Below are 15,159 nucleotides of genomic sequence, written 5' to 3'. Positions count from 1 at the left end.
CGTAAGCGCTTCGATTGAGGGTTTTGCGGAAGTTGCCGGCATAAAGTGCGTTGAATGAAGGTTGTTCGCCAGCCCGCAGTCTGGCGATCGCGCGGCTTGGTAGGCGGGGCGCGCGTGGGTTGTCACCCACCCTACGATTCGGACTCGAAATGAGAACAAAAGGTGAATATCATGGGGGCCTGCCATGTTCACCGAATTGTCGATCACTTCCAATTTCACCTTCCTGACCGGGGCGTCCCATGCCGAGGAATACGTGGCGCGGGCGGCGGAGCTGGGTCTGGCAGGGCTGGCCATTGCTGACGAGAACTCGGTCGCGGGGGTGGTGCGCGCCCATGCGGCGGTGCGCGAGATTGCCCGCGTGGTGGCCGAGCGGGAACGGATCGAGGCGCGCGACGGTCCCATCGGCCCGCCCGCGCCGGAGCCGCGCGCGCCCGAGTGGGCGCATGTGCCACGCTTCTATCCCGCCGCCAGGCTGGTGCTGCGCGAGGGGCTGGTGCTGACCGCCCTGCCCGAGACGCGGCAAGGTTGGGGGCGGCTGAGCCGGCTGATCAGCGCCGGGCGGCTGCGGGTGGAGAAAGGCGAATGCGACCTGCGGCTCGACGACCTGCTGGAGGGGATGGAGGACATCGTGCTGTTGCTGCACCCGCCGGAGGGGGCACTGCGGGACTGGAAGCGGCTTGCGGGGCGGCTGGTGAAGGGTGTTGGTGGGCAGTGCTACCTGCTGATGGCGCCGCGCTATGACGGGCAGGATGCGGGGCGGTTTGATCGGCTGGCAAAGTTGGCAGAGGAGCTGGGGCTGGAAACCGTCGCCTCGGCCCTGCCCGCGATGCACCATGCGCGGCGGCGGCGGCTGGCCGATGTGCTGACCGCGATCCGGCAGGGGCGGCGGGTGGACGAACTGGGCCGGGATGCGCTGGCCAATGGCGAGCAAAGATTGCGCTCGGAAGCGGAAATGCTGCGGCTGTTTGCAGGCCACGAGGAGGCGGTGCGGCGCACGGGGGATGTGGCGGCGCGGCTGCGGTTTTCGCTGGACGAGTTGCGGTACGAGTATCCCAGCGAGGTGTCGCAGGGGGAAACGGCGGCGCAGAGGCTGCGGCGGCTGGCGATGGAAGGGCTGCGCTGGCGCTATCCCGACGGCGCGCCGGAGCGGGTGCGGGGGATGATCGAGCACGAGCTGAGCCTGATCGCCAAGCTGAAGTACGAGCCTTATTTCCTGACAGTGCGCGACGTGGTGGCCTTTGCCCGGTCGCGCGGGATCCTGTGCCAGGGGCGCGGGTCGGCGGCCAATTCGGTGGTGTGCTATTGCCTGGGCGTCACGTCCGTTAGCCCGGAAACCGGCACGATGGTGTTCGAGCGGTTCGTCAGCGAGGCGCGCAACGAACCGCCAGATATCGACGTGGATTTCGAGCATGAGCGGCGCGAGGAGGTGATCCAGCATATCTATGAGCGCTATGGCCGGCACCGCGCAGGGCTGTGCGCGACGGTCATTCATTACCGTGGCAAGCGGGCCATCCGCGAGGTCGGCGCGGCGATGGGACTGAGCCAGGACACGGTGGGGGCGCTTTCGTCGCAGTTATGGGGGTTCTTTGCGACCTCGGGCGCGGTGGAGCGGGAGCGGATGCGCGAGATCGGGCTGGATCCCGACGACCGGCGGCTGCGCCAGACGATGGAGCTGGTGCGCGAGATCGAAGGGTTTCCGCGGCACCTGAGCCAGCATGTGGGTGGGTTCGTCATCACCGAAGGGCGGCTGGACGAACTGGTGCCGATCGAGAACGCCACGATGGAAGGGCGGACGGTGATCTGCTGGGACAAGGACGATATCGATGCGCTGGGCATCCTGAAGGTGGACGTGCTGGCGCTGGGGATGCTGAGCTGTCTGCGCAAGGCGTTCGACCTGATCGAGCAGCATCACGGGCAGGCGCATACGCTGGCCTCGCTGCCGCCGGAAGACCCGAAGGTCTATGACATGCTGTGCAGGGCGGATACGATCGGGGTGTTCCAGGTGGAGTCGCGCGCGCAGATGAATTTCCTGCCCCGGATGCGACCGCGCACGTTCTATGACCTGGTGATCGAGGTGGCGATCATTCGGCCCGGGCCCATTCAGGGCGACATGGTGCATCCTTATATCCGGCGGCGGAACGGTGAGGAACAGGTCGAGTTTCCGTCTGACGAGCTGGGCCGGGTGCTGGGCAAGACGCTGGGCGTGCCGCTCTTTCAGGAGCAGGCGATGCAGATCGCCATCATCGGGGCGGGGTTCACGCCGGAAGAGGCGGACCGTCTGCGCCGGTCGCTGGCGACGTTCAAGAAGCACGGGAATATCAGCGAGTTCCGCACGCGGTTTCTGAAGGGCATGCGGGCCAATGGCTATGACATGGAGTTCGCCGAACGGTGTTTCAGCCAGATCGAGGGGTTCGGCAGCTACGGCTTTCCCGAAAGCCACGCGGCGAGCTTTGCGCTGTTGGTCTATGCCAGTGCATGGGTCAAGCGGCACCATCCGGGGATCTTTGCCTGCGCGCTCTTGAACGCGCAGCCGATGGGGTTCTACGCGCCGGCGCAGATCGTGCGGGATGCGCGGGAACATGGGGTGGAGGTGCGGCCCGTCTGCATCAACGCCAGTTTCTGGGACAACGTGATGGAGCCGGATGACGCGGGCGGGCTGGCCCTGCGGCTGGGGTTCCGGCAGGTCAAGGGGATGGTGGAGGAGGACGCCCACTGGATCACCGCGGCGCGGGGCAACGGGTACCGCGAGGTGAGCGACGTGTGGCGGCGGGCGGGGGTGGCGCCCGAGGTCATGACGCGGCTGGCCGAGGCGGATGCCTTTGCCGGCATCGACGTGGCGCGGCGCGGCGCGCTGTGGGACACCCACGCGATGGTGGGCAAAGAAGCGCTGCCGCTGTTCGCCGGCGACATGGAGGGCGAGGCGGTGTTCGAGCCTGAAGTGGATCTGCCCGCCATGACCACGGGCGAGGAGGTGGTGGAGGATTATGTCTCGATACGCCTGTCGCTGAAGGCGCATCCCCTGGCGCTGCTCAGGGATGTGTTGACGCCTGCCGCTTCGACACGGCGCCCGCCCACCCACCCCGCCGTGTCGAAGCGGCAGGGGGAAGACACGCAGACCTCATCGCACGTGGCAGATGCCGGAGCCTCCGGCGGGAGTATTTGAAGAACGATGAACGGATGTCAGATTTCATTGTTCCCGAAATACTCCGGGGAGGAGACCGAAACGAAGTTTCGGGCGGAGGGGCAGGGCCCCTCTTAAATACTCTGATCGTATTCACCCACCGAAGGCTCGGTGCGGATGACGGTGTCGATTTCCTTGAAGATCGCGCGCATTTCGTCGTCCGACGTGGCGCTTTCACAGACCACGACGAGGTTGGGTGTGTTCGACGACGCGCGCACCAGGCCCCAACTGCCATTTTCCAGGATGACGCGGGCACCGTTGACGGTGACGACTTCCTTGATGGGCTGGCCGGCGAATGTTTCGCCCGCCTCATGCTTGGCGACGAGTTTCTGCACCAGGCGGTCGAGCACCTCGTATTTCTCGGTATCGGCGCAGTGGGGCGACATGGTGGGCGTCGACCAGGTGATGGGCAGAGCGCGGCGCAGGTCGGACATGGACATGTCGGGATTGCGGTCCATCAGCTTGCAGATTTCCACAGCCACCCTCATGCCGCAGTCGTAGCCGCGGCCCACGGGTTCGGCCAGGAAGTAGTGACCGGATTTTTCGAACCCGGCGAGTGCGCCCAGTTCCTTGACCCGGCGTTTCATGTGGCTGTGGCCGGTTTTCCAATAGTCGGCTTTCACGCCGTTCTTTTGCAATTCGGGATCGGCGGCGAAGAGGCCGGTGGATTTCACATCCGCCACGAAGGTGGCATTGGGGTGCAGCTTGCTGAGGTCGCGGGCCATGATGACGCCCATCTTGTCTGCGAAGATCTCCTCGCCTTCGTCATCGACCACGCCGCAGCGGTCGCCGTCGCCGTCGAAACCGAGGGCGAAATCGGCGCCCGAGTCCTTCACCGAGGCGGCCATGTCGTGCAGCATTTCCATGGCTTCGGGGTTGGGATTGTAGTTGGGGAAGGTGTAGTCGAGCGTGTTGTGCGAGGGGATTACCTCGACGCCGAGACGCTCGAATAGCTCGGGCGCGAAGGCCGAGGCGGTGCCGTTGCCGGTGGCGCAGACGACGCGCAGCTTGCGCGACATTTTGAAGTCGCCGACGAGATCGTCGAGATAGGCTTCGCGCACGCCATCGACAAACTCGTAGCCGCCGCCTGAATGGGGTTCGCCCTCGCCGCCGAGGACGATGTCGCGCAGCTCGCCCATCTCGTCGGGGCCGTGGGTGAGAGGGCGGTCGAAGCCCATCTTGACCCCGGTCCAGCCGTTCGGGTTGTGCGAGGCGGTGACCATCGCCACGGCGGGCACGTCGAGGTGGAACTGCGAGAAGTACGCCATTGGCGAGAGCGCCGGGCCGATATCCTTGACGTGGATGCCGGCCTGCATGAGGCCGACGATGAGCGCGTTCTTGATCGAGAGCGAATAGTCGCGGTAGTCGTTGCCGACCGCGATCACCGGGTCGATGCCGCGGCGGCGCATCTGGGTGCCGAGGCCGAGGCCGAGGGCGGTGATGCCGGGCAGGTTGATCTCGTCGGGGAATTTCCAGCGGGCGTCGTATTCGCGAAAGCCGGTGGGCGTGATCATCGGGTCGCGGAGAAACGCCCAGGTATTCTGGGACACGGTGGCGGCGGGTTTGGTCATGGAAATACCTTCAATTTGAATCAATGCGGCAAGGGTATTCTTTGGCGAGCCTGTCGAATTGCATGAGGCTCTGCAAGAGGGCGGGCATCTGGTCCAGCGGGATCATGTTGGGGCCGTCGGAGGGCGCGGTGTCGGGCGCTTCGTGGGTCTCGATGAAAACCGCCGCGATGCCCAGGGAGACGGCGGCGCGGGCCATGACGGGTGCGAATTCGCGCTGGCCGCCGGAACTGCCGCCCTGGCCGCCGGGCTGTTGCACGGAATGGGTGGCGTCCATCACCACCGGATAGCCGGTGGCGGCCATCTGGGGCAGGGATCGCATGTCGGCCACAAGCGTGTTGTAGCCGAAGGAGGTGCCGCGTTCGGTCAGCAGGATGCGGGTGTTGCCGGTGCTTTCCACCTTGGAGATGACGTTGGGCATGTCCCAGGGCGCTAGGAACTGGCCTTTCTTGACGTTGATCGCGGCGCCGGTCGCGCCGGCGGCCAGCAGAAGATCGGTCTGGCGGCAGAGGAAGGCGGGGATTTGGAGGATATCCACGACCTCGGCCACGGGGGCGCATTGGTCGGGCAGGTGGATGTCGGTCAGGACGGGGACCCCTAGTGCGTCCTTCACCGACTGGAGCGCCTTGAGGCCGTCGTCGATGCCAAGGCCGCGCTTGCCGGAAAGCGACGTGCGGTTGGCCTTGTCGAAGGACGCCTTGAAGACATATTGCGCGCCGGCCGCTTTGCAGGCCTCTTGCATCGCGCCCGCGATCATCTGGGCGTGATCGGCGCTTTCCAGCTGGCACGGCCCGGCGATGACGGTGAGCGGCGCGTCGTTTCCGACGCGCAGGTCTGCGATTTCAACTGTTTTCATGTCTTACGACGAAACCTGTTCCTTGAGCACCGACGCGGTCAGCGACAACAGCAGGTAGATACCGCCGAAGATCAGGAACGCAAGCAAAGTGTTCTCGAACTTGCGCGGATAGGAGGGATCCTGCGAAGCGACGGGCTTGACCGCGACCGTGAGGTAGCGCACCTGCTTGTTTGCCTCGATCTCGGACTGGCGTTTGGTTTCTAGCGCGGATTGCAGCACGAGGTCGGCGGTGGCGAGGTCGGCCTGCGCCATCTGGATCTCGGCGGCCTGGCTGGCGAGCGAGGCGTTCTCCTCGGTTGCCTCGGTCAGGCGGGCGTTCTGCTTGGCCAGTTCGCGCGACAGGACCTCGACTTCGGAGCGCAGCGCCTGGACCCGGGCCGAGTTGGGGCGGGAATTGGCCAGTTGGGTGTTCAGATCCAGCTGCTTTTCCTGAAGCTGAAGTTCGACATTGCCGATGAGCTGGCGGATATTGGCGATCTCGCCTTCGGGATCGAGGATCGAGCCTTCTTGCAGCTCGACCAGCCGGCGCTGGGCGGCGCGGCGTTCGTCCTTGGCCTCTTCCAGCGCGGCCTCGGCGGTTTTCACCGCGTCGAAGCGTTTTTCCTGGCTGAGCGCGTCGACACGTTCCTCGGCGTATTCGATCAGCTTTTCGGAAAATTCCTGGCTGGTTTCGGGATCGGCGGTCGACACGTCGAGCCGGATCACACCTTCGGTCGGGTCATAGCCGAGCTTGACATATTTTTCGTAGACCTTGTAGGCCTCTTCGTTGGTCGCATCGGGGTCGAGCCGCTGAATCGGGTCGATCTCTTCGCCGCTGAACATGGCCTTGAAACCCACATCCTCGTTCAGGCGCAGCATGGCGTCCTTGGATTCGAGGTAGGATTGGACCGCGATGGAATCCTGCCCGGTGGCGAATTGTGACGGCAGAAGCCCGCCCAGCCCGCCCTGGCCACTGCCGCCGCCGTCGGCGGTGATGATCAGGAATTCGGACTTGGTGGCGTACATCGGCGTGGCGATGGTGTAGAAATAATAGCCCGCGATCAGGGTGGGCAGCATGACGAAGGCCGCCAGCCGCGACATGAGCAGCAGCATCTTCTTGCGGCGGCGCGAGGCGATGTCGCGCTGGATCTTCTGGATTTCCTTGGCGCGGCGGTCGGCCGGGCTGAGCTCGGTCGAGGGCAGGGCGATCTGGCCCACCGGCACGGTCTGGGGCAGTTGCACGCGTTCGGACGGGATTTCGGCCGGCTGGGTGTTTTCGCCGCCCGAGACCAGCTCGACGATGTTGGAGCGCTGGAACGGGTCGATGCCGCGGGCGCGCAGAAGGCGGACTGCGTCGAAATCGGAGGTGGGAGCCAGCCCGTGTTTCTGGGCCATGCGGCGGGCCATGCGCAACTGGCGGCCGGTCAGACCCTCTTTGCGGATCTCGTCGATATCCTGCGACACGGACATTTCGCGCGCCGAGGACACTTCGCCCTGGTGCACCGCGCTTTGCGAAGCCGCGTCCTCGGACGGTTGCGGGGTGGTGTCGGGCGTCTGCTGCACGTCCTCCTCGGCACCCGATTCGGGGCCGGGGGCGGCAGCATGTCCGCCACCCGAAGAGGTGCGGCGGATGCGGAATTTTCTAGCCTTGGGTTTCGTAGTCATAAAGCTGTTTTGCCTCTTCCAAGGTGTCGAAGATATGCAGCTTGCCATCCATAAGAACGGCAGCCTCGCGCGCGAATTTTTCGAGCGTTGCGGGCTGGTGCGATACGATCACCACTGTGGTTGTGCGCAGTCGTTCCCGAAGGATGTCGCCCGCGCGCCGGTTGAATTCAACGTCGGTGGAGCTGGGCATACCCTCGTCGATAAGATACATGTCGAAATCCAGCGCCAGCATCAACGAGAATGTGAAGCGCGATCTCATGCCCGAGGAATACGTGCCGAGCGGCTGGTCGAAATATTCGCCCAGGTTGCAGACATAGCGGCAGTATGCCTCGACATAGTCGGGATCGAGCCCGTAGAGCGTGGCGATGTAGCGGGCGTTTTCCTTGGCCGAGACACGCCCGATGACGCCGCCCATGAAGCCCAGGGGAAACGAGATGCGGCAGCCGCGGCGGATCTCGCCCTCGTCTGGTTTTTCCAGGCCGGCCATCATCTTGATCAGCGTGGTCTTGCCCGTGCCGTTGGGCGCGAGGATGCCGAGCGAGCGGCCAAGCTCCACCCGGAACGAGACGCGGTCAAGGATCACCTTGCGCTGCGTGCCCGTCCAGAAGGACTTGCTGACATTGTCGAACTCGAGCATCCAGGGGCTCCGTCGCTGCTCTTACCCTCGTTTAGCGAGGTTTTCTTAAGGCTGTGTTAGCCATGATCCCGCGCATTATGTCGGAATTGTCCACGATATGACAACAAATCAGGGCAATTTTATGTGCTTGGTGAGAAAAAGTGAGGAAGGGGCGGGGCGGCCGTGAGGGCCGCCGCACCCGGGTGTGGTCGCAAGGACCGGTTCGCCGGGTCAGGCGATGGCGTGCCAGGCCATGCCGGCCAGGACGGCGCCGAGGAAGCCGAAGCCGAAATAGGCGAAGAAAATCCGCGGCTTGACCAGTGCCCAGACGGCGATGGCGGCGGGGATACAACTGACGCCGCCGGCGATGACGAAGCTCATGGCGGCGCCCTGGCTCATGCCCTGGGCCAGAAGCGCATCGACCAGCGGCACGGCGGCATAGCCATTGAGATAGGCGGGCGCGCCCACGAGAGCCCCGAGGAGGATCGTGCCGATGCCGTCACCGCCCAGCACCGTGGCGATGGTGTCGGCCGGGATGTATTCCAGCATCATCGCCTCGATCACGTAGGCCAGCGTCAGCCATTTCAACAGGAAGATGCCGTTGTCGATGGCGGTCTCGCGGAAGGTGTCGTTGCGCGCGGACTCGGTCCAGAAGCGCCAGACGGGGCGGCCCTGGAACGGTTTCTTCGCGCCACAGCAGCCGCCGGTCTGGCGGTTTTCGCGCAGGGGATCGGCAAAGAGGGGCGAGCGGGCCAGCGCCATGGTGGCGAACCCGCCCATGAGGCCCAGGCCCACCGCCGCGACGGCCTTGGCCACGGCGAATTCCCAGCCGATGGTGCCGGACGTGATCAGGAACATGGCCGGGTCCATCAGCGGTGAGGCCAGCCAGAAGGCCATCACGGCCCCCAAGGGCGCGCCGAGAGCCAGCATGGCGGCGATGAAGGGAATGACCTCGCACGAGCAGAAGGGCGAAAGGCCGCCCAGAATGGCCGCGAGGAAGATCATGCGGACCTGGCGGCCCTCGAAGGCCTTGGCCAGCAGGGTCTCGGCACCCGTCGCCTTCATGTAGGCGACCGCTAGGACGGCGAAGACGATGAAGGGCGCGGTGTGCAGCAGCGCGTTCGCGGTGAACGTGACCGTGGGCCAGAATTGCGGCGGATCGAGTACGGCCACGGCGGCGAGGATCATGGCAAGCGCCAGCCACGCCTTGTCGAGGCTGGCCCATGTGCGGCGCAGGGTGGGTGCGGTTGTATCAGCCATTGGCGTGGTCCTCGTGGGGGCAGTCGCTGTCGGCGCAGCATTCGCGCAGCAGAAAGTCGGCCAGCAGGCGCAGTTCGTCATAGGCGACGGCGGCGCAGATGATGCTGCGACCCTGTTTTTGCTGCTTCACCAGCCCGGCTTGCGACAGTATTTTCATGTGGTGAGTCAGGGTGGAGCCGGTGACGCCGGCGCGTTCGCCCAATTCGCCGATGCGCAGGCCTTCGGGGCCGGCACGAACGAGAGTGCGCAGCACGGCAAGGCGTTGTTCGGATCCCAGCGCTGCAAAGGTCGAGGCGGCGAGGGCGAGATCGAGGTCGGGAATCGGTGTCTGTTTCATATTTCTAGATTTATCGAAATGAAGATCCAGTGCAAGCCATATTTCTAGAAATATCGAAATGAATGCCTGCGCGGGGGCTTGAAGCCCTTTAACATCGTGCTGCACTGCGGTATGAGCGGCGCAAAGAGACCCGAAACGAAGAGGATTTCCCCAGATGGGTTACAAAATCGTCGTCGCAGGCGCCACGGGCAACGTGGGCCGCGAAATGCTGAACATTCTGGCCGAGCGCCAGTTCCCTGTCGACGAGATCGCCGTGCTTGCCAGCCGCCGGTCCATCGGCACAGAAGTCAGCTTTGGCGACAAGACCTTGAAGACCAAGGACATCGACGGGTTCGATTTCACTGGGTGGGACATGGCGCTGTTCGCCATCGGCTCGGAGGCGACCAAGAAATACGCACCGATCGCGGCCAAGGCGGGCTGCGTGGTGATCGATAACTCGTCGCTTTACCGCTATGACGCCGATGTGCCGCTGATCGTGCCGGAAGTGAACGCGGACGCGATCACGGGCTATTCCAAGAAGAACATCATCGCCAACCCCAACTGTTCGACCGCACAGATGGTCGTGGCGCTGAAGCCGCTGCATGACCGCGCCAAGATCAAGCGGGTTGTGGTCAGCACCTACCAGGCGACCTCGGGCGCGGGCAAGGAAGGCGTGGACGAACTGTGGGATCAGACCAAGTCGATCTACAACCCGACGCATGAGGTGCCGCCGAAGAAGTTCCAGAAGCAGATCGCGTTCAACGTCATTCCGCATATCGACGTCTTCATGGAAGACGGCTCGACCAAGGAAGAGTGGAAGATGGTGGTCGAGACGAAGAAGATCGTCGATCCGTCGATCAAGGTCACGGCGACCTGCGTGCGGGTGCCGGTGTTCGTGGGTCACGCGGAATCGGTCAATATCGAGTTCGAGGAATTCCTGGACGAGGACGAGGCGCGCGACATCCTCCGCGAGGCGCCGGGGATCATGGTTGTCGACAAGCGCGAGGACGGTGGGTACGTGACGCCGGTGGAATGCGTGGGTGATTTCGCCACCTTCATCAGCCGGATCCGGCAGGACAGCACGATCGAGAACGGCATCAACCTGTGGTGCGTCAGCGACAACCTGCGCAAAGGTGCCGCGTTGAACGCGGTGCAGATCGCCGAGACGCTGGGCAACCGGGTGCTGCAGAAGGGCTAAGCCCTTTTCATCGCTGTGAGATTTTTGCCGCGCCGTCCTTTGCCAAGGGCGGCGCGTTTTCTTTTCGTGGAAAAATTTCACCGTGCGGCCAAGAAGGGCGGACTTGCGCGCGTCCCATTAGAGACCGATCATCCGGCCAATTATTCTGGAGTAGACACCATGCGTTCGCTTTCCCTGATCATCCTTGCCGCCCTGCCGTTTCCCGCGCTGGCCGAAGATTTCGCCCTGACCAGCGACGTCGGCGCGGTCACACTTTATCCGCAAGGCGCCACCGTTACGCGGCAGGTGCCGTACAGCATCCCCGCGGGGCAGCATCAGCTGATCCTGACGGATCTGCCGCGCTCGACGCCCCTGGCCTCGGTCCGGGTGGCGGTCGAGGGCGCGGCGATGGGCAGCGTGACGGCGCGGCGTGACTTCGTGCCGCCACGCACCGAGGAAGAGACCGCCGCCTTGCAGGCCGCCCGCGCCGAGGTGGAGCGGCTGGAGGACGAGTTGCGCGACGCGCGCGCCGCGGTCGAGACGATCCGGCTGGAGGCCGAGGCGGCGCGGGCGCGGGTGGCGTTTCTTGAAAAGCTGGGCGAGGGCGAAGGCGTGACCGCGCTGGATATCGCGGCCCTGCGCGACCTGTCGGCGATGATCGGCGAAGAGACCCTGGCGGCGCTGCGCACGGCCCAGGATGCCGAGCGGCGGGCCGACGCGGTGGCGCGGTCGCTGGAGGATCTGGAAGACGAGCTGACGCGGGCGAAACAGGCCGAGGCCGCGCTGGTGCCCGAGGACGAGGACCGCGCGATGCTGGCCGTGGCCGTCAGCGCCGAGGCTGCCGCCGAGGGCGTGCTGACCGTCACCTACAACACCGAGGCCGCCGGGTGGGAGCCGGTCTATGACCTGCGGCTGGATCGTAAGAGCGGCGCGCTGACGCTGGAACGCGGCGCCTATGTGGCACAGTCGACGGGCGAGAACTGGCAGGCGGCGGAGCTGACCCTGTCGACCGTGCGCCCCAGCGAGCAGACCGCGCCGAGCGAGGTGTGGCCGTGGCTGCGCCGGATCTACAACGAGCCGCCGTTGCAGCCCGTGCCGCTGGCGCGCAGCGCGCCGGAGTCCGACATGGCCGCGGGCGCGCAGATGGAAGAGGCCATGGCCGTGTCCCCCGAGCCGATCGTCGCCAAGGCCGATTTCGACGGGCTGTCGGTGAGTTACAGCTATCCCGGCAAGGTCGGCGTCGCCACGGGCGCGGACCGGGTGCGCCTGGCACTGGGAACGCTGGACATTCAGGCCGAGACGGTGGCCAAGGCGGTGCCGCTGAACGACCTCAGCGCGTTCCTGGTGGCGGAGTTCACCAATGATACGGGCGAGGTGATCCTGCCCACGGCCGAGGCGAGCTTTTACCTGGACGGGCGCTTTGTCGGGCAGCGTTACATGGAGATGATCCCGGCGGGGGACGAGGCGGAGCTGTCCTTTGGTCCCATCGACGGGCTGCGCCTGACGCGTACCGTAGAGGACCGGGCCGAGGGAGATCGTGGCGTGATCTCGAAATCCAACCGGATCGCGGAGACGGTGCGGATCGAGATCGAGAACCTGACCGGAGAGGCCTGGCCGCTGCGGGTGCTGGACCGGGTTCCGGTGTCCGAGCAGGAGGATCTGGAGATCACATGGGACGCGACGCCAACCCCGGTAGAGGAGCGTGTCGACGACAAGCGCGGCGTGCTGGCGTGGGAATTCGAGCTGGGCGCGGGCGAACGCCAAGAGATCCGCCTGAGCCACACGATCAAGTGGCCGGACGGGATGGTGCTGCGCTGAGGTGCGTGTGTGGCCCTGAGCGGAACGTGTGCACTGGCCCTACCGGGCCGGTGCTCGGGGCGCCTTCCGGGGCGCGGCCTAGAACCGTTCGGCGCGCAGGACTTGGCAATCGGTGACGCAGACCACGCCGATATGCCGCTCGACGACGGAAAAAGCGGCCTCCAGAAGGTTGTCCAGCCGGTCCGGGCGGATGATGCACACCACCTGGACCATACCGTCGGCGCGGCCGACCTGGCCCGCGCGGTCCCATTCGCCCGAGCGGCCCGATCCGCCCGAGACGGGCAGGACGGTGTAGCCGGTGACGTCGGCGGCCCGAAGCGCCTTGGTCAGGCGGCTTTTCATCACTTTCTCGATGGTGATTTCGACACGTTTCGCGTCATGGGTCTGCATGTCAGCCTCCTGTCGCGGTGCGGGCGATTGCCACGTAAAGCGGGATGCCCAGCACAAGGTTGAAAGGGAAGGTCACGCCGAGTGACAGCGTGAGATAGATCGAGGGGTTCGCCTCGGGCAGGGCGACGCGCATGGCCGCCGGCACGGCGATATAGCTGGCCGAGGCCGCGAGCACCATCAGCAGGACCACACCGCCGGTGGACAGACCCAGAAGCAGCGCTGCTCCGAGGCCGAAAAGGCTGCCGACCACGGGCATGACGAGGCCGAAGACAAGACCGCCAAGACCGATGTCGTGGCGGCCCTTGGCCATGCCGCGCCCGGCGACGAGGCCCATGTCCAGAAGAAAGAGGCAGAGCACGCCCTTGAAGGGGGCGACGATGAAGCTGCTGATTTCCTCAAGGCCCTCGGGGCCGGTGACCCACCCGATGAGGAAGCTGCCGACCAGCAGGACGATCGAGCCGTTCAGAAGGATCTCGCGCCAGAGGCCGGCATCCATGCGGCCCGATTTCTCGCCCCGCGATACCAGCCAGAGGGCCGACAGGATCGCGGGCGCCTCCATCGCGGCGGCGACGGCGACCATGTAGCCCTCGGACCCGATGCCGCGGCTTTCCAGTACGGACGTGGCGGCGACGAAGGTGACGATGGAGATCGAGCCGTAATGCCCCGCGACGGCGGCGGCGTTCAGGCGGTCCATCCGGGTGACGATGCGTAGCAGAAGGTAGGCCACGAAGGGCAGGAGGCCGGAGAGGATCACGCCGGCCAGAAGCGTCAGACCCAGCGTGGCGTCGATGCCGTGATCGGCCACGCTGACCCCGCCTTTGAACCCGATGGCGAAAAGCAGGTAGATCGACAGGGCTTTCGCCGCGGCCTCGGGCACAGAAAGGTCCGACCGCGCAAGGGCGGCGGCGAGGCCGAGCGCGAAGGACAACACGATTGGCGAGATCAGGTTGTCGCCGGCCAGTGCGAGTATCTCCATCATCCAGCATCCCCTCCGAATGAAATTTGGAGTGATTTATGGCATTGGCGGAGGAAGGCAACAGGAATCCCGCGCGGCGATCATGGATTGCGCGGCAGGCCGGGTGCGATGTCAGACCGTGACGAACCCGCCTTCTTCGGGCACGTAATGTTCGATCTCGCCCTCGCCGATGTCGTGCCAGAGGCCGTGCAGGGTGAGGTGGCCGCTCTCGATGGCCTCGGCCACGAAGGGAAATGTCACGAGGTTTTCAAGGCTGACGAGAACGGCCTGTTTTTCGAGCGCCGCGACGCGTTCTTCGGTGTCCTTGATCTTTTTCACCCTTTCGTAGCCGGGGCGCAGGATATCCATCCAGCGGCCCACGAAGCTGGTCTTGTCGTTGAGTTCGGGCGCGTCGCCCGAACACATCGCGTCGCAGCCGCGCACGCCGCCGCAGTTGGAATGGCCCAGCACGATCACGTGGGCCACCTTGAGCGCGGTGACGGCGTATTCCACCGCCGCCGAGGTGCCGTGCTGCTGGCCGTCGGGGGTGAAGGGCGGCACCAGGTTGGCGATGTTGCGGTGCAGGAAGAATTCGCCCTGGTCGGCGCCGAAGATCGCGGTGACGTGCACGCGGCTGTCGCAGCAGCAGATGATCATTGCGCGGGGGTGCTGGCCCTCTTGCGCCAGGTGACGGTACCAGGCCTGGTTGTCCTGATATTTCGTGGCCTTCCAGCCCTTGTAGCGTTGCACGAGGTAGCTGGGGAGCGGGCGGACTCTTTTCATGATGGCGCCTTTGGGTCTGTCACTGGTCCGAAGGGTGATAATCGGGATTCTAGAAGAATTCGAGATAGAAATTGGTGGATGGCAAACCAATTCAAAAGGCTTTGCAGGCATGGTCGGCCCCGCCGAGGGGGCATGGAAATGTGGGAAGGACCGTGGAAAGAATTATCCTTTTGAACCAGACCGAGGTCGTGCAGCTGGACCAGGGACGGCTGGAGCAGCTTTACCTTCAACTGGGCGAGGCCGGGGCCGAGGACGTCGTGTGCCGGGCGCTGGAAGAACTGGCGGTGCGCCTGTCGCATACCGAGCGGTGTTATCGCAGCGACCGGGTGCAGGACATGCGCAAGAGCGCGCGCAGCCTGATTGCCATTGCCGAGCAGGTCGGGATGAGCAAGCTGGCGCGGGTGGCGCGGGACGTGACGCAAAGCATCGACCTGCATGACAGGGTGGCGATCGCGGCCACGCTGTCGCGGCTGCTCAGGATCGGCGAGACGTCGCTGCACGAAATCTGGGACGTGCAGGATTATTCCGTCTGAGGTCTTGCAGGTGCTGCGGGTCAGGCTAGGCTGCGGATGAACGAAACCATCCCGGGACATGC

Annotated in this window: 13 protein-coding genes; 4 read left to right on the top strand and 9 right to left on the bottom strand. The window is 65.0% G+C overall.

Annotated features, from left to right (window positions below):
• Positions 1–184 precede the first annotated feature (184 nt).
• The gene (locus XM53_RS10590) at positions 185–3,163 is read left to right on the top strand and encodes an error-prone DNA polymerase (RefSeq protein ID WP_082630931.1); all 2,979 of its coding nucleotides are present in this window, start codon (positions 185–187) and stop codon (positions 3,161–3,163) included.
• A gap of 92 nt (positions 3,164–3,255) precedes the next feature.
• Here XM53_RS10590 and XM53_RS10585 read toward each other — a convergent pair whose 3' ends face one another.
• The 6 genes from XM53_RS10585 to XM53_RS10560 all read right to left on the bottom strand — a co-directional run bounded on the left by XM53_RS10585 (position 3,256) and on the right by XM53_RS10560 (position 9,462).
• A complete protein-coding gene (locus XM53_RS10585; protein ID WP_057793086.1) occupies positions 3,256–4,752 on the bottom strand; it encodes a phosphomannomutase/phosphoglucomutase in 1,497 nt (498 codons plus the stop codon).
• Positions 4,753–4,762: 10 nt separating this feature from the next.
• On the bottom strand, positions 4,763–5,605 hold the full coding sequence (gene kdsA / locus XM53_RS10580; RefSeq protein WP_057793084.1) for a 3-deoxy-8-phosphooctulonate synthase: 843 nt from the start codon (positions 5,603–5,605) through the stop codon (positions 4,763–4,765).
• 3 nt (positions 5,606–5,608) lie between these two features.
• The gene (locus XM53_RS10575; protein WP_057793082.1) at positions 5,609–7,249 is read right to left on the bottom strand and encodes a hypothetical protein; all 1,641 of its coding nucleotides are present in this window, start codon (positions 7,247–7,249) and stop codon (positions 5,609–5,611) included.
• Positions 7,227–7,886 (bottom strand): ABC transporter ATP-binding protein, encoded by a 660-nt coding sequence (locus XM53_RS10570; protein WP_057793080.1) that lies wholly within the window; start codon positions 7,884–7,886, stop codon positions 7,227–7,229. The genes XM53_RS10575 and XM53_RS10570 overlap by 23 nt, the downstream gene beginning before the upstream one ends.
• 210 nt (positions 7,887–8,096) lie before the next feature.
• Positions 8,097–9,125 (bottom strand): permease, encoded by a 1,029-nt coding sequence (locus XM53_RS10565; RefSeq protein WP_057793079.1) that lies wholly within the window; start codon positions 9,123–9,125, stop codon positions 8,097–8,099.
• Positions 9,118–9,462, bottom strand: a complete 345-nt coding sequence (locus tag XM53_RS10560) for an ArsR/SmtB family transcription factor (RefSeq protein WP_057793077.1) — start codon at positions 9,460–9,462, stop codon at positions 9,118–9,120. The genes XM53_RS10565 and XM53_RS10560 overlap by 8 nt, the downstream gene beginning before the upstream one ends.
• Before the next feature lie 154 nt (positions 9,463–9,616).
• On the opposite strand from XM53_RS10560, the gene XM53_RS10555 reads away from it, so the two are divergent.
• Together XM53_RS10555 and XM53_RS10550 are read left to right on the top strand one after the other, a co-directional pair.
• Positions 9,617–10,639: an aspartate-semialdehyde dehydrogenase gene (locus XM53_RS10555; RefSeq protein ID WP_057793075.1), complete on the top strand. Its 1,023-nt coding sequence runs from the start codon at positions 9,617–9,619 to the stop codon at positions 10,637–10,639.
• 159 nt (positions 10,640–10,798) lie between these two features.
• Positions 10,799–12,436 (top strand): DUF4139 domain-containing protein, encoded by a 1,638-nt coding sequence (locus XM53_RS10550; protein WP_057793073.1) that lies wholly within the window; start codon positions 10,799–10,801, stop codon positions 12,434–12,436.
• 78 nt (positions 12,437–12,514) lie between these two features.
• Here XM53_RS10550 and XM53_RS10545 read toward each other — a convergent pair whose 3' ends face one another.
• The 3 genes from XM53_RS10545 to XM53_RS10535 form a co-directional block, all read right to left on the bottom strand.
• Positions 12,515–12,826 carry a P-II family nitrogen regulator gene (locus tag XM53_RS10545; protein WP_057793071.1) on the bottom strand — a complete coding sequence of 104 codons (312 nt, stop codon included), beginning with the start codon at positions 12,824–12,826 and terminating at the stop codon, positions 12,515–12,517.
• A 1-nt stretch (position 12,827) separates the two neighbouring features.
• The gene (locus XM53_RS10540) at positions 12,828–13,805 is read right to left on the bottom strand and encodes a sodium-dependent bicarbonate transport family permease (RefSeq protein ID WP_057793069.1); all 978 of its coding nucleotides are present in this window, start codon (positions 13,803–13,805) and stop codon (positions 12,828–12,830) included.
• 108 nt (positions 13,806–13,913) lie between these two features.
• Complete coding sequence (locus XM53_RS10535) at positions 13,914–14,564, bottom strand: carbonic anhydrase (RefSeq protein WP_057793067.1); 651 nt, start codon at positions 14,562–14,564, stop codon at positions 13,914–13,916.
• 152 nt (positions 14,565–14,716) lie between these two features.
• On the opposite strand from XM53_RS10535, the gene XM53_RS10530 reads away from it, so the two are divergent.
• The gene (locus XM53_RS10530) at positions 14,717–15,097 is read left to right on the top strand and encodes a hypothetical protein (protein WP_082630929.1); all 381 of its coding nucleotides are present in this window, start codon (positions 14,717–14,719) and stop codon (positions 15,095–15,097) included.
• Positions 15,098–15,159: the final 62 nt, after the last annotated feature.

Origin of the sequence: Roseovarius atlanticus (assembly GCF_001441615.1) — a bacterium.
GTDB lineage: Bacteria > Pseudomonadota > Alphaproteobacteria > Rhodobacterales > Rhodobacteraceae > Roseovarius > Roseovarius atlanticus.
This window is presented reverse-complemented; position numbering and strand designations above follow the sequence as displayed.

Excerpts from the sequence above, each read along its gene's own strand:
- XM53_RS10560 (WP_057793077.1), bottom strand. The coding sequence starts at position 9,462 with ATGAAACAGACACCGATTCCCGACCTCGATCTCGCCCTCGCCGCCTCG.
- XM53_RS10575 (WP_057793082.1), bottom strand. The coding sequence starts at position 7,249 with ATGACTACGAAACCCAAGGCTAGAAAATTCCGCATCCGCCGCACCTCT.
- XM53_RS10555 (WP_057793075.1), top strand. The coding sequence starts at position 9,617 with ATGGGTTACAAAATCGTCGTCGCAGGCGCCACGGGCAACGTGGGCCGC.
- XM53_RS10590 (WP_082630931.1), top strand. The coding sequence starts at position 185 with ATGTTCACCGAATTGTCGATCACTTCCAATTTCACCTTCCTGACCGGG.
- XM53_RS10570 (WP_057793080.1), bottom strand. The coding sequence starts at position 7,886 with ATGCTCGAGTTCGACAATGTCAGCAAGTCCTTCTGGACGGGCACGCAG.
- XM53_RS10540 (WP_057793069.1), bottom strand. The coding sequence starts at position 13,805 with ATGATGGAGATACTCGCACTGGCCGGCGACAACCTGATCTCGCCAATC.
- XM53_RS10535 (WP_057793067.1), bottom strand. The coding sequence starts at position 14,564 with ATGAAAAGAGTCCGCCCGCTCCCCAGCTACCTCGTGCAACGCTACAAG.
- XM53_RS10545 (WP_057793071.1), bottom strand. The coding sequence starts at position 12,826 with ATGCAGACCCATGACGCGAAACGTGTCGAAATCACCATCGAGAAAGTG.
- XM53_RS10565 (WP_057793079.1), bottom strand. The coding sequence starts at position 9,125 with ATGGCTGATACAACCGCACCCACCCTGCGCCGCACATGGGCCAGCCTC.
- kdsA (WP_057793084.1), bottom strand. The coding sequence starts at position 5,605 with ATGAAAACAGTTGAAATCGCAGACCTGCGCGTCGGAAACGACGCGCCG.
- XM53_RS10585 (WP_057793086.1), bottom strand. The coding sequence starts at position 4,752 with ATGACCAAACCCGCCGCCACCGTGTCCCAGAATACCTGGGCGTTTCTC.
- XM53_RS10550 (WP_057793073.1), top strand. The coding sequence starts at position 10,799 with ATGCGTTCGCTTTCCCTGATCATCCTTGCCGCCCTGCCGTTTCCCGCG.